Annotated in this window: 12 protein-coding genes and 2 pseudogenes; 6 read left to right on the top strand and 8 right to left on the bottom strand. The window is 71.4% G+C overall.

All coding sequences use genetic code 11. The features are described from left to right. The first annotated feature begins 96 nt into the window (after nt 1-96). Nucleotides 97-1,890: a penicillin-binding transpeptidase domain-containing protein gene (locus tag OG858_RS18825; protein WP_319069114.1), complete on the top strand. Its 1,794-nt coding sequence runs from the start codon at nt 97-99 to the stop codon at nt 1,888-1,890. Nucleotides 1,891-1,929: 39 nt separating this feature from the next. Here OG858_RS18825 and OG858_RS18830 read toward each other — a convergent pair whose 3' ends face one another. Then, a complete protein-coding gene (locus tag OG858_RS18830; protein ID WP_319069115.1) occupies nt 1,930-2,571 on the bottom strand; it encodes an RBBP9/YdeN family alpha/beta hydrolase in 642 nt (213 codons plus the stop codon). A 598-nt stretch (nt 2,572-3,169) separates the two neighbouring features. Between OG858_RS18830 and OG858_RS18835 the strand changes: the two genes are divergently transcribed. Together OG858_RS18835 and OG858_RS18840 are read left to right on the top strand one after the other, a co-directional pair. After that, on the top strand, nt 3,170-3,703 hold the full coding sequence (locus OG858_RS18835) for a YbaK/EbsC family protein (protein ID WP_086751583.1): 534 nt from the start codon (nt 3,170-3,172) through the stop codon (nt 3,701-3,703). Next, nucleotides 3,700-3,879 (top strand): annotated as a pseudogene (locus OG858_RS18840) (EamA family transporter); the annotation flags it as partial. The gene OG858_RS18835 and the pseudogene OG858_RS18840, both read left to right, overlap by 4 nt. Nucleotides 3,880-3,885: 6 nt before the next feature. On the opposite strand, the gene OG858_RS18845 reads toward OG858_RS18840, so the two are convergent. Beyond that, nucleotides 3,886-4,614: a hypothetical protein gene (locus OG858_RS18845; protein WP_179201319.1), complete on the bottom strand. Its 729-nt coding sequence runs from the start codon at nt 4,612-4,614 to the stop codon at nt 3,886-3,888. Between the two features lie 180 nt (nt 4,615-4,794). On the opposite strand from OG858_RS18845, the pseudogene OG858_RS18850 reads away from it, so the two are divergent. Both OG858_RS18850 and OG858_RS18855 read left to right on the top strand, forming a co-directional pair. Continuing rightward, nucleotides 4,795-4,920, top strand: a pseudogene (locus OG858_RS18850) (EamA family transporter); the annotation flags it as partial. A gap of 120 nt (nt 4,921-5,040) precedes the next feature. After that, nucleotides 5,041-5,316, top strand: coding sequence for a DUF1876 domain-containing protein (locus OG858_RS18855; RefSeq protein ID WP_086751577.1), 276 nt, complete (start codon nt 5,041-5,043; stop codon nt 5,314-5,316). A 575-nt stretch (nt 5,317-5,891) separates the two neighbouring features. Here OG858_RS18855 and OG858_RS18860 read toward each other — a convergent pair. The 6 genes from OG858_RS18860 to OG858_RS18885 all read right to left on the bottom strand — a co-directional run bounded on the left by OG858_RS18860 (nt 5,892) and on the right by OG858_RS18885 (nt 11,382). Then, nucleotides 5,892-7,064 carry a serine hydrolase domain-containing protein gene (locus tag OG858_RS18860; protein ID WP_086751924.1) on the bottom strand — a complete coding sequence of 391 codons (1,173 nt, stop codon included), beginning with the start codon at nt 7,062-7,064 and terminating at the stop codon, nt 5,892-5,894. A 166-nt stretch (nt 7,065-7,230) separates the two neighbouring features. Further along, nucleotides 7,231-7,755, bottom strand: coding sequence for an organic hydroperoxide resistance protein (locus OG858_RS18865; protein WP_406196923.1), 525 nt, complete (start codon nt 7,753-7,755; stop codon nt 7,231-7,233). Nucleotides 7,756-7,942: 187 nt separating this feature from the next. Next, on the bottom strand, nt 7,943-8,416 hold the full coding sequence (locus tag OG858_RS18870) for a MarR family winged helix-turn-helix transcriptional regulator (RefSeq protein ID WP_086751921.1): 474 nt from the start codon (nt 8,414-8,416) through the stop codon (nt 7,943-7,945). A 182-nt stretch (nt 8,417-8,598) separates the two neighbouring features. Continuing rightward, on the bottom strand, nt 8,599-9,345 hold the full coding sequence (locus OG858_RS18875; RefSeq protein ID WP_319069125.1) for an energy-coupling factor ABC transporter ATP-binding protein: 747 nt from the start codon (nt 9,343-9,345) through the stop codon (nt 8,599-8,601). Nucleotides 9,346-9,554: 209 nt separating this feature from the next. Then, nucleotides 9,555-10,316: a cobalt ECF transporter T component CbiQ gene (gene cbiQ, locus OG858_RS18880; RefSeq protein ID WP_328544697.1), complete on the bottom strand. Its 762-nt coding sequence runs from the start codon at nt 10,314-10,316 to the stop codon at nt 9,555-9,557. Between the two features lies 1 nt (nt 10,317). After that, nucleotides 10,318-11,382 (bottom strand): energy-coupling factor ABC transporter permease, encoded by a 1,065-nt coding sequence (locus OG858_RS18885; protein ID WP_319069127.1) that lies wholly within the window; start codon nt 11,380-11,382, stop codon nt 10,318-10,320. Nucleotides 11,383-11,731: 349 nt separating this feature from the next. Between OG858_RS18885 and OG858_RS18890 the strand changes: the two genes are divergently transcribed. Further along, nucleotides 11,732-12,106 (top strand): SsgA family sporulation/cell division regulator, encoded by a 375-nt coding sequence (locus OG858_RS18890; protein ID WP_037705552.1) that lies wholly within the window; start codon nt 11,732-11,734, stop codon nt 12,104-12,106. Nucleotides 12,107-12,133: the final 27 nt, after the last annotated feature.

Below are 12,133 nucleotides of genomic sequence, written 5' to 3' on the forward strand. Positions count from 1 at the left end.
AACCCACGGAGTGATCCGCGGGACTCTAGTGTGGTGGTTCTCGTTGAGGGACGAGAGGCAGTCGAGGGCAGCGGAAGGTCGAAAGCGTGGGTAAGCGTGGGTAAGAGAAGGCGTGTCGACGAGCGGAAGGCCGCGAAGTCGGGGAGGTCACGGCGGCACCTCGTGCTGGGCGGAGTCGCGGTCGCGGCCCTCGGCGGCGGCGCGGTCGCCGTGTACACGGTGTTCGGTGCCGGCGCGTCGGCCGACGACGGTTCGGCCGACGCCGAGGCCGTGAAGAGCGGGCCCCTGTCCTCCGCCGAGGTCCGTACGGCCGCGACCGCGTTCCTCACCGCCTGGCAGAAGGGCACCGTCACGAAGGCCGCCGCCGCCACGGACGACTCGGCCGCCGCGAAGGCCGCGCTGACCGGTTTCACCAAGGACGCCCATGTGAAGGACGTCACCCTGACCCGCGGCAAGCGCGCGGGCGACAAGGTGCCGTTCACGGTGAAGGGCACGGTCGCCTACAAGGGCGCAAAGAAGCCGCTGACCTACGCGTCCGCCCTCACCGTCGTACGGGCCGAGAAGGACGGCGAACCCGTCGTCGACTGGCAGCCGTCCGTCGTCCACCCGGACCTCGACGAGGGCGACCGGCTGGTGACCGGTGAGGCCGGCACGCCCCCGGTGAAGGCCCTCGACCGGGACGGCGGCGAGCTGACGACGAAGAAGTACCCGTCGCTGGGCTCGGTGCTGGACGGTCTGCGGGAGAAGTACGGCAAGAAGGCGGGCGGCAGGGCGGGCGTCGAGCTGCGGATCGTCCGGGCGGACCCGGCGCAGGACGGGTCGGACGGCAAGTCCGCCAAGTCCGGCACCTCCGATTCGTCCGAGTCGCCCGAGGCGTCCGAGAACTCCACCAAGTCCTTGAAATCCGGCACGTCCGGCAAGTCCGGCAAGGAGAAGGCCGCAGACAAGACGCTGCTGGAGCTGAGCGAGGGCACTCCCGGGGAGTTGAGGACGACGCTCAGCCCGTCGCTGCAGGCCGCCGCCGAGGCGAAGGTGGCGGCCACGCAGCGGGCGTCGGTGGTCGTGATGCGCCCCTCGACCGGCGAGATCCTGGCCGCGGCGAACTCCGGCAGCTTCAACGTGGCGTTCCAGGGCTCCCTGGCCCCCGGCTCCACGATGAAGATCGTGTCGTCGGCGCTGCTCATCGACAAGGGCCTGGCCTCGGCCGACAAGGTCCACCCGTGCCCCAAGTTCTCGTCGTACGGCGGCTGGAAGTTCCAGAACGACGACAAGTTCACGATCAAGGGCGGCACGTTCAAGGCGAGTTTCGCCCGCTCCTGCAACACCGCCTTCATCTCCCAGGCGAAGAAGCTGGACGACAACTCCCTGACCCAGGAGGCCCAGCAGGTCTTCGGGCTCGGCCTGAACAACTGGGCCATCGGCGTGCCCAGCTTCGACGGCGCGGTGCCGGTGCAGAGCGACGCCCCGATGGCGGCCTCGCTGATCGGCCAGGGCGGCGTGCGGATGAACCCGCTGAACATGGCGTCCGTGGTGTCGACGGCCAAGACGGGCGTCTTCAAGCAGCCCTACCTGGTCGCGCCGTCCGTCGACGGCCGCACCCTCGCCACCGCCTCCCGGCCCCTGTCCGAAACGGCCCGCTCCCAGCTCCGCGAGCTCCTCCGGTACACCGCCGCGGCCGGTACGGCGGCCGAGGCGATGTCGGGCCTCGGCCCCGACTACGGCGCCAAGACCGGCTCCGCCGAGGTCGACGGCCAGAAGGAGCCCAACGGCTGGTTCACCGCGTGGAAGGGCGACCTGGCCTCCGCCGGAGTCGTCCAACAGGGCGGCCACGGCAGCGAGTCGGCGGGCCCGATCGTGGCGGCGCTCCTGAAGGCGGGCAGCGGGGGCTGAGCACCGCGCTCAGGGCGGGCCGCCCGTCCTCGCGCCCCCTCAGCCGAGTGGCGTACGGCCGTGGACGGGGGTCTTCTCGTACGACTCGGGTGACTGGTCCAGGCACCAGTCGAACACCGACGGCCAGGAACCGTAGCCCGCGTCCAGGTCGAGATGGGCCTCGCCCGGCAGTACGTCGGCGGGCAGGCCCAGCGGTTCGGCGTACGTCGCGGCCGCGCCCCCGGGGCAGAACGGGTCGTTGTCGCTGCCGACGACCCGGGTGTACGAGGCGGTCGTGGCCAGTCGCGCGGGGCTCAGCTCCGGCGGGGCGAACTCGGCGATCTCCGGGTGCTCCAGGACGACTTCGGGGGCGGGCGGGGCGATGAGCAGGACGCGGTCGACGGGGCCGGACAGCACGTCGTCCCGCGCGACCGCGTGCAGCCACAGCAGGCAGGCCAGGCTGTGGCAGATCACCGTGATCCGCCGGCCCGCCAACTCCCCCAGCAGCGCGTCCAGTTCCGCCAGCCACCGCTCCAGGTCCGGGTCGTCCGCCTCCGGGAGCTGCGGGTACGCCACCTCGTGGCCCAGGTCGGTGAGGCGGTCGGCCAGCCAGTGCTGCCAGTGCGCGGCCGGGCGGTGGTTCTGCCAGCCGTGCAGGATCAGGAAGGCGCGGGTGCCGTCGGCGGGCGGGGTTCTTGTCATCCCCCGATCGTCAGCGAAACGGATCGGTCGGTCCAGTGCCGTCTCTGTGGCTGGATGGGATGTTCGGCGGGTGCGGGTCCGGTGGGGGCTGGCCGCGCAGTTCCCCGCGCCCCTGAAAAGCAGGGGCTGCGCCCCGTGCTCTTCAGGACCGCCGACCCGTCACCTTCAGGACCGCCGACCCGTCACCTTCAGGACCGCAGGCCCGTCGCCTTCAGACCCGCCGGCCCTTCACCTTCACGACCGCCGACCCGTCACCTTCGAACTCGCCGGCCCGTCACCTTCAGGCTCGTCGCCCGTCACCTTCAGGACCGCAGGCCCGTCGCCTTCAGACCCGCCGGCCCTTCACCTTCACGACCGTCGGCCCTTCACCTTCACGACCGCCGGCCCTTCACCTTCACGACCGCCGACCCGTCACCTTCAGACCCGCCGGCCCGGTCGCCTTTCAGGCCCGCAGGGGCCTGGTCTTTCAGGCCCGCAGGGGCCTGGTCTTTCAGGGGCGCGGGGAACTGCGCGACGAGCCCCCACCGGACCCGCACCCGCCCCACCGCCTCGACAACCCACTCGCATGGCCAGTACACCCACCACTACCGTGCCCCGCATGACCAACGTCGCGCAGGACACCGAGGGCTCCGGAGCCCACCCCCGTTTCGCCGAGGCGCTCACCGCGCTGGGTCTGGGCGAACTGCACACCCGGATCCGCCGGTTCCCGGACGCCACACGGACCGCGGCGGAGGCGGCCGCCGCCCTCGGCTGCGAGCTGAGCGAGATCTGCAAGTCGCTGATCTTCGCGGCGGACGGCGTCCCGGTGCTGGTGCTCATGGACGGCGCGTCCAGGGTCGATGTGGAACTGGTCCGGCGTGAACTCTGCGCCGCGAAGGTCACCCGGGCACGCGCCGACGTCGTACGGGAGGCGACCGGGTACGCGATCGGCGGGGTCCCGCCCTTCGGCCACCGGACGAGGACCCGCGTCCTGGCGGACCGCTCGCTCCTCGACCACGCGACGGTGTGGGCGGCGGCCGGCACCCCGTACACCGTCTTCCCCATGGACCCCAAGTCGCTGATCGCGCACGCGGGCGCCACCCTGGTCGACGTCCGGGAGGCCGGCGAGGGCGTCCGCGAGCCGAACGCGTGACGCCGGTCGTCACCGCGGCGGTGCTGCTCGCCGCGGTCACCCACGCCGGCTGGAACGCGATCGCCCACAAGATCACGGACAAGCTGGTCGGCTTCACGCTGATATCCGGCGGCGGGGCGCTGATCGGGTTCGTGATGGTGCCGTTCGTGCCACTTCCGGAGGCCGGAGCGTGGCCGGCGCGGCTAGGACCCGTCCGCCGGCAGACTGCTCAGATCCAGGACATCGCCCGCCGGAGGGGGCTGAATGTCCACTCGGTCGTTGAAGGCGCTGAACCTCGTGACGCGGGGGAAGTAAGGGTCCTTGTAGTCGACCCCCAGAAGGTACGGCTCGCCCTCGGCGGCCACGTAGAAGGTGTGGACGCCCCCCTCGACTTCGTCGTCCGTCACTCGCACAGGGATGACCGGCTCACCGTCGAGCTCGGTCGGGTTGTCCCTGGTCGCCTTGCCCAACGAGGGGGACAAAAACCGCCACGCACAGTCGGCCAGGTTGTCCGCTCCCCTCGCCGCGCTCACGGGGCTCTTCAGCCAGGGTTTGCTCCGCATCGCTGGGACCGTCTTCCGGCCCCACATTTCGCGGTACATGTCGTTGGCATGGATGTAGTCCGTCTCACCGATCCGGATCTGCTCCATCTCCGCCACATCGGAGACATAGGACGCGGTCGACTTCAAGGTGCATCTGGTCTTGAGATCGGTCGTCAAGCGGCCAGTAGATCGATTGCCGGTGGTGGTCGAGGTGACATCCCAGACGACGGTCACCGACGTGAGCGCCTTCATGGCGCGATCGGCCTCGCCGAGCAACTGGTCGGCGGAGCGCGTGTCAGACGTGCCAGCCGTGTCACTGACGTCGGCACAACCGACCGCGACAGCACCCATGAACAGGCACAGCGCAGCGGTGATCGTCTTCGTCCGCACAATCCCCCCTGGCGTGTAGGGCGGCACAGACTACCGGAACGGATCGCTCCGCATCCCGTCGGGTGTGCCACCGTCCCCGGCAGCCACTCACGCTCCTGAAGGGAAGCCCGGCAAGCCCGCCCGACAGGGGCACCGCCGACCTCGAAACGGAGCGACCAGTCAAGCGTCTCGGCCCCAGGAACGATGTCGATCATCGTGGGCGCGGCGATCGGGGCGGTGTTCTTCAAGGAGCGGTTCGGGGCGCCTCGGATCGTGGCTGCGGGGTTGCTGGTGGTGGGCATCGGGCTGATGCTGCGGGCCGGATAGGCGGGACGGGGACCGATAGGCGGGATGAGGACCGGATAGGCGGGGCGGGGGCCCGGCAGGCCGTGCGTCCACGGGCGCGGAGGAGCACTCTGGAAAGAGCGATTCCGGAGGTGATCCGTCATGATGAAAACGGCTGTCGGATGGCACATCGAGCTGGAGTTCCAGGAGGACGATCAGCGCACACGGGCGGCGGCCCTCGTACGGCTCCCCGACGGGAAGGAGGTACGCGCGAACGGCTACGCCAGCCGCCACCGGACCGACTCCCATCAGCCCCGGGTCGGCGAGGAGATAGCCGGGGCCAGGGCCCTGAACGAGCTCGCCATGAAGCTCCTCACCAAGGCCCACGACGAGATAGACGAGGCATCGGGCCGCACGTCGCACCCGATAGCGCTCTGACCCAGGACGCCGGCAACCACCGCGCCCACCCCACCCGCCTCGGCCACGCCCCGCCGCGACGCCGGCGTCGGCGTCTTCGTGGCCGTACCCCGCGCCGCGGGCAGTCGTGCCGCCGGGGGCGGCCCGGGGTGGGCGCGGCGGCGCCCTGCTCGCGCCGGTGGGCGAGACCCGCTCGCCCGGCCTCGGCATCCGGGTCGCTGCCGCGCCGGTGGTCGAACAGTGGACGCGTTGCCAAGTAACAGTGGACCGTCAGCCAACGACATTGGCCGGATTTCCGCGCATCCTGGTGATCGCCGCCGCGGAGTGCGGCCGTCCGGAACTCCGGGATCGGGCCAGGACACCAGCGGGGGAGCCCTGGGCCGGTCCGGCCGCTCACCCGTGACGGCCGCGCTTCGCGGTGAGCATCTGCGCCCGGCAGCCCGGCAGCCCGGCAGCTCGCGCTCGGGACGACTGTTGAGCTCGGGACGACTGTTGTTCGGCGGCCGCGGTCGTACGTGGCTACGCGGCTGGTCACGCCCACGCGACGGAGCCGCCCATCGACACGGCCCCGCACCCCTGGAGGGCGCGGGCGCCCTCTAGCCCAGCGCCTCCCGCACCGCCTTCACCAGTGTCTGCGCCCTCGGGTCCGCCGTCACGGTCTTGCGGTAGCCGTTCGTGACGTAGCCGAAGGCGAGGCCGGTGTCGGGGTCGGCGAAGCCGAGGGGGCCGCCCCGGCCGGGGTGGCCGAAGGAGCCGGCGCCGAACAGCGGGGAGGCGGTGCCGTGGAGCATGTAGCCGAGGCCGAAGCGGGTGTTGATGACGAGGACGCGGTCGGGGCCGGAGGCTTCCTCGGCGCGGGCGGCCTCCAGGGTCGCCGGGCCGAACAGCCGTACGCCGTCGACCTCGCCGATGAGCGCCGCGTAGAAGCGGGCCAGGCCGTCCGCCGTGGCGATGCCGTTGGTCGCGGGGAGGGCGGAGGCCCGGTACGCCGGGTCGTTCTGGTCGGGGAACGGGGTGATCGCGGCGAAGGCGCGGCGTGTGAGGGAGTCCGGGTCGTCGTAGGCCTCGGTGACCGAACGCCTGGCGCGCACCCGCAGCCCGCCCGTGGGTTCGGGCGCCGACTCCAGACGGCCCGCGCGGCCGACCCGGCCGGCCGCCGCCACCGAGTCCGGCAGCCCCAGCCACAGGCCGGCGTCCAGGCCCAGCGGGGTGGCGATGTCCGACGCGATCCACTCGCCCGTCCCCCGGCCGGTCACGCGCCGGACCAGTTCGTCGAGCATCCAGCCGTACGTCAGGGGGTGGTAGCCGTGGTCGGTGCCGGGCTCCCAGGCGGGGGTCTGCGCGGCCACGGCCGCCGGGCCCCGGCGCGGGTCCAGCGCCTCGGCGGGGGTGAGGGGACGGTCCAGGACCGGGAGCCCGGCCCGGTGGTTGAGCACGTGCCGCACCAGCACGCGGTCCTTGCCGTGCGCCTTGAACTCCGGCCAGTACCGGCCCACCGGCGCGTCGAGGTCCAGCTCCCCACGCTCGGCCAGCATCAGCGGTACGGCGGCGGCGACGCCCTTCGTCGCCGAGCGCATGATCTGGGCGGTGCCCTGCTGCCAGGGCTCGTCGCCGTCGACGTCCCGGGTGCCGGCCCACAGGTCGACGACCTTGCGCCCGTGCCGGTAGACCACCACCGCCGCGCCCCGCTCGCCGAGCGCCTCGAAGTTGCGTACGAACGCGGCCCTGACCGGCTCGAAGCCCTCGGCGACTGTGCCGTTCACGTCCACGTCGGCGCTCCTTGCTGTCCGTTCACTCGCCACGACCACTCGCCGCGACGACGGATGCAACGTGCAGGCATGGCCCGGGATTCCCCCGCCCGAGGCCGCCGCAGCCCTTCGCCGCCGGCAGCCCCTCCGGGCCGTTCCAGGCCCCTCCAGCCCTTCTCAGCCCTTCTCAGCCCAGCAGGATCGTGACCTCGATGTTGTCGCGGGTCGCGTTCGAGTACGGGCAGACCTGGTGGGCCGCGTCGACGAGCTTGGCCGCGATGTCCTGGTCGATGACCGGGAGGGAGACACTGAGGGCCACGGCGAGGCCGTAGCCGCGCTGCTTGTTGGGGCCGATGCCGACCTTCGCGGCGACGGTGGAGCCGGTCAGGTCGTAGCCGGCGCGGCGGCCGACGAGGACCAGCGCGTTGTGGAAGCAGGAGCTGTACCCGGCGGCGAACAGCTGCTCGGGGTTGGTGCCGTCACCGTCGCCGCCCATGGCCGGCGGCATCGCGACCTTGAGGTCGATCTGGCCGTCCTGACTGCTGATGTAGCCGTTCCGGCCGCCGTGCGCGGTGGCCTCGGCGACGTACATGATCTTCGTCGGACGAGTGTCGGTACGGGTGTCGGGACCGGAATGAGGACTGGCACCGGCATCGGTACCGGCATTGGAACTGGTACCGGGTCCGGTCCCCACCACGGCGTCGTCAGTCATTCCCTTGGCCTCCCCCAGGACGAGCGCGTGGCCTCCCCAGGACAGGCGCGCACGAATACATCGTGCACAAGGTACCGGTCGGTAGGGGAGAGCGGTTACCAGGGGGTAGTAACCACGGGTAACACAAGGTCACCGCCGACCGCCGAGCGACCCGCCGGCGAGCGACCCGCCGGTCGGCCTCGCCCGCTCAGCGGCCTGCCGCCTTCGTCGCCCGTGCCGTCAGCTGCCACAGTTCCTCGCGCAGCCGGGTCACCTCGGGGGCGTGCAGCCCGGTGGCGGCCGCGAGGGTGGCGGGGACGGCCGCCGCACGGTCGCGGAGCTGTTCGCCGCGGCCGGTGAGCGCGATCCGCACCGAACGCTCGTCCCGCAGCGACCGCTCCCGGCTCAGCAGCCCGGCCGACTCCAGCCGCTTCAGCAGCGGCGAGACCGTGCCGTAGTCGAGCCGCAGGGCGCCCGTCAGTTCCTTGACGGTGGTCTCGCCGCGCTCCCAGAGGGAGAGCATGACCAGGTACTGCGGGTAGGTGAGGCCGAGTTCGTCGAGCAGCGGGCGGTACGCGGCGGTGACCGCGCGCTGGGCCGCGTACAGCGCGAAGCACAACTGCTGGTCGAGGAGCAGCGAACCGTGCTGTTCGGGTTCCTCATGATTCGTCACGGGCCCCATTGTCACGGACGCGTGTGGTGCGCTGCGGGGGGACCGTGTTTGTCCGCGGTGGGTGAGGGCTGGTCGCGCAGTTCCCCGCGCCCCTCAAAAGCGCAGGGCGCCCCCGGCCTTCAAGGGTCGCGGGGAACTGCGCGAGAAGCCCTCGCCCACCCGCGCCGGGCGAACAACCCGCACCCCGAGCCCTAACCCGCCCTCACCGACCGCGGATCGAATCCGAACGGCAGTTCCAGACGATGGGCCCGCATCAGCTCGTCGTCGACGAGGAGTTCACCCGTCACCCCGTCCGCCGCGATGACACCCTCGCTGAGGATCAGGGAACGCGGGCAGAGTTCGAGCGCGTACGGCAGGTCGTGCGTGACCATGAGCACGGTGACGTCCAACGACCTCAGGATGTCCGCGAGTTCGCGGCGCGAGGCGGGGTCCAGGTTGGAGGACGGCTCGTCGAGGACGAGGATCTCGGGTTCCATGGCGAGCACGGTGGCGACGGCCACCCGCCGCCGCTGCCCGAACGAGAGGTGGTGCGGTGGCCGTTCCTTGAACTCCGCCATGCCGACCTGTCCGAGGGCCTTGTCCACCCGGGCCTCCAGTTCGGGGCCCCGCATTCCCGCCGCGGCGGGCCCGAAGGCCACGTCCTCGCGCACGGTCGGCATGAACAACTGGTCGTCGGGGTCCTGGAAGACGATGCCGACCTTCCGCCGGATCTCGGCCATGTGCCGCTTGCCGACGGGCATCCCGGCGACGGTCACCGTGCCGGCGCCCCCGGTGAGGATGCCGTTCAGGTGCAGGACGAGGGTGGTCTTCCCGGCGCCGTTCGGCCCGAGCAGTGCGACCCGCTCCCCTCGCCCGACGGTGAAGTCGACGCCGAAGAGGGCCTGATGGCCGTCGGGGTAGGCGAAGGCGAGCCCGGCGACTTCGAGGGAGAATGTCACGAAACCCTCCGAATGCCACTGCGTGATCGGGTGACGTCAGTGGCGAACGGTGCATAGCGAGAACCAAGCATGCGCATCCCTTTTGGCGTTCAGATCATCCAGGCTGGTCTCAACCCGGCTGGTGTTGATCGTGTGAGACTCGGTCATCCGCTGGATGACCGAGCAGCGTGAGCCAGGAATCCCCCTTGTTCGCAAGAGGGAGGGAGGAGTCAAAGGCTCCATCCCAGCAGACAGACAACGAGGGCCGCGCCCGGAAGCGCGAAGGCGTACGACCACTGCGCCCGGGACGCGGTCACCTCGTCGATGACGGGCATGGTGCCCGTGTACCCCCGGCTGATCATGGCCAGATGGACCCGCTCGCCGCGCTCGTACGAGCGGATGAACAGCGCCCCGACCGTTTTGGCGAGCACCCCCCAGTGCCGTACGCCGCTCGCCTCGAACCCCCGTGACTCGCGCGCGATCCGCATCCGCCGCATCTCATCGGTGATCACGTCCCCGTAGCGGATCATGAAGGACGCGATCTGGACGAGCAGCGGGGGCAGTCTGAGGCGCTGGAGTCCGAGGAGGAGTTCGCGGAGTTCGGTGGTGGACGCGAGGAGGACGGAGGCGGCGACGCCGAGTGTTCCCTTGGCGAGGACGTTCCAGGCGCCCCACAGCCCGCTGACGCTCAGCGACATCCCGAGGACCTCGATGCGCTCGCCCTGCGCCACGAACGGCATCAGCACGGCGAACGCGACGAACGGGATCTCGATGAGCAGCCGCCGGAGCAGGAACCCGGCGGGTACGCGGGCCACGTACGCGACCACGCCTAGCAGCACGGCGTACAGCCCGAACGCCCACATCGCCTCCCTTGGCGTCGACACCACGACGACCACGAAGGCGAGGACGGCCGCGAGTTTGGTGTGCGGCGGCAGGGCGTGCACGGGCGAGTGCGCGTGCCGGTAGAGCTTGTGGGCGTGGCCGGCTCCCATGTCAGGCGTTCCCGGGCACGGAGGTGGGGGACGTGGCGTCGCCCTCGTCGGTACGCCGCTTGCGTACGGCCCAGAAGATCCCCGTGCCGGCGACGACCGTGACGCCGACGCCGATCACGCCCGCGAGGCCGCCGGAGAGGCGGGTGTCGGTGAGGCCCTCGACGCCGTAGTCGGCGAGCGGGGAGTCGGCGGCGGCGTGGTCCTCGACCTTGGCGTCGATGCCCTTGTCCGCGGCGACCTTCTCCAGTCCGTCGGGGTCGGCGGACGCGTAGAAGCTGACGACACCGGCGAGGAGGAGGGAGGTGCCGAGGCCGGCGAGGATCAGCCTGCGGGGCGACCGGGCGGCGACGGGGGCGGGCGTCGGCTCGGCTGCGGGCGCGTCGACCAGCTCACCGCCGACGCGCAGCTTCAGCGGGGCGGTCAGGCCCCGGGCGCCGTGCACGAGGTCCGGGCGTACGGCGATGACGGCACCGACCGTGGCGGCGGTGATCGCCGCCTCGCCGATGCCGATGAGGGTGTGGACGCCGACCATGGCGGTGAGGACCGAGCCGATCGGCACGTCCGTGGTGCCGCCGATCGCGTAGACGAACGTGAAGGCGACGGCCGCGGCGGGCACGGAGATCAGGGCGGCGACGAAGGCGGAGACGGTGATCGAGCGGCGCGTCCTGGGCAGCACCTTCACGAGTCCGCGGAAGAGGGCGTACGCGACGACGGACGTGACGACCGCCATGACGCTGATGTTCACGCCGAGGGCGGTGAGGCCGCCGTCGGCGAAGAGGATGCCCTGCATGAGGAGCACCACGGACACGCACAGGACCCCTGTATAGGGGCCCACGAGTATCGCGGCCAGGGCACCGCCGAGCAGATGTCCGCTGGTCCCTGCCGCGACCGGGAAGTTCAGCATCTGTACGGCGAAGATGAACGCGGCGACGAGCCCGGCGAGCGGCGCCGTCCGCTCGTCCAGCTCACGCCGGGCGCCGCGCAGGCTCACGGCGACCGCACCGGCGGCGACGACTCCGGCGACCGCCGAGACGGGGGCGTTGATGAATCCGTCGGGGACGTGCATACGAGGGCTCGCTCTCCTGGTCGGGGGCCGGGCCACCGGGTGGGGACGCGCTGGCTGAGGGCTGGGTGCTGGGTGCTGGGCAGTCTGTGGATGGCTGGATTGGCCGGAACCTTACGATGATAGAGCCCTATTGCGAGTCTCTTGCAAGAGCGAGGCGGGTCCGATTAGCGAACGGCTCGCCGAACGCGGCGAAGGAACACCCGCCGACCGCCCGGCGCACCCACAGCGGCCTCCCGGGACTCCCGCAGGCCCTCCACGGGCGCGCGGCGGAAAATATGCGACATTGGAGGGGCAGCGGACAGCGGATTCACAGCTTCCGTCAGGGTCACTCAGCGTGAGGAGCAGCCCGATGTCTGTCACCGTCGAGCAGTACGCTCGGGCACATGTCGTCACGGACTCCCCCGAGGACCGGGACACCGTGCCGGTCGTCCTCCGCTACGACACCGACGCCTCCACCGTCCGCCTCCGCCTTCCCGGCCCCGACACCTCCGCCGTCCGCGGACGCCTCCCCGGCCCCGACGAGTGGACCTTCCCCCGCGACCTCCTCGAACGCGGCCTGCGCACCCCCACCAGCTCCGGCCCCGTGAGCATCTGGCCCTGCGGCCGCGTCCAGGCCGTCATGGAGTTCCACTCCGCCCAGGGGGTGGCGGTGATGCAGTTCGACACGAAGGCACTGATCCGCTTCCTGCGCCGGACGTACACGGCGGTTCCGGTCGCGCACTGAACGGAGCGCGGGGGTGTTCACGACCGC

The sequence above is a fragment of the Streptomyces europaeiscabiei genome (assembly GCF_036346855.1).
Taxonomy (GTDB): Bacteria; Actinomycetota; Actinomycetes; order Streptomycetales; family Streptomycetaceae; genus Streptomyces; species Streptomyces europaeiscabiei.

What these genes read in the sequence shown, in the direction of transcription:
- OG858_RS18830 (WP_319069115.1), bottom strand. Translation starts at nt 2,571, where the DNA reads ATGACAAGAACCCCGCCCGCCGACGGCACCCGCGCCTTCCTGATCCTG.
- OG858_RS18835 (WP_086751583.1), top strand. Translation starts at nt 3,170, where the DNA reads ATGACCAACGTCGCGCAGGACACCGAGGGCTCCGGAGCCCACCCCCGT.
- OG858_RS18855 (WP_086751577.1), top strand. Translation starts at nt 5,041, where the DNA reads ATGATGAAAACGGCTGTCGGATGGCACATCGAGCTGGAGTTCCAGGAG.
- OG858_RS18865 (WP_406196923.1), bottom strand. Translation starts at nt 7,755, where the DNA reads ATGACTGACGACGCCGTGGTGGGGACCGGACCCGGTACCAGTTCCAAT.
- OG858_RS18870 (WP_086751921.1), bottom strand. Translation starts at nt 8,416, where the DNA reads ATGGGGCCCGTGACGAATCATGAGGAACCCGAACAGCACGGTTCGCTG.
- cbiQ (WP_328544697.1), bottom strand. Translation starts at nt 10,316, where the DNA reads ATGGGAGCCGGCCACGCCCACAAGCTCTACCGGCACGCGCACTCGCCC.
- OG858_RS18885 (WP_319069127.1), bottom strand. Translation starts at nt 11,382, where the DNA reads ATGCACGTCCCCGACGGATTCATCAACGCCCCCGTCTCGGCGGTCGCC.
- OG858_RS18890 (WP_037705552.1), top strand. Translation starts at nt 11,732, where the DNA reads ATGTCTGTCACCGTCGAGCAGTACGCTCGGGCACATGTCGTCACGGAC.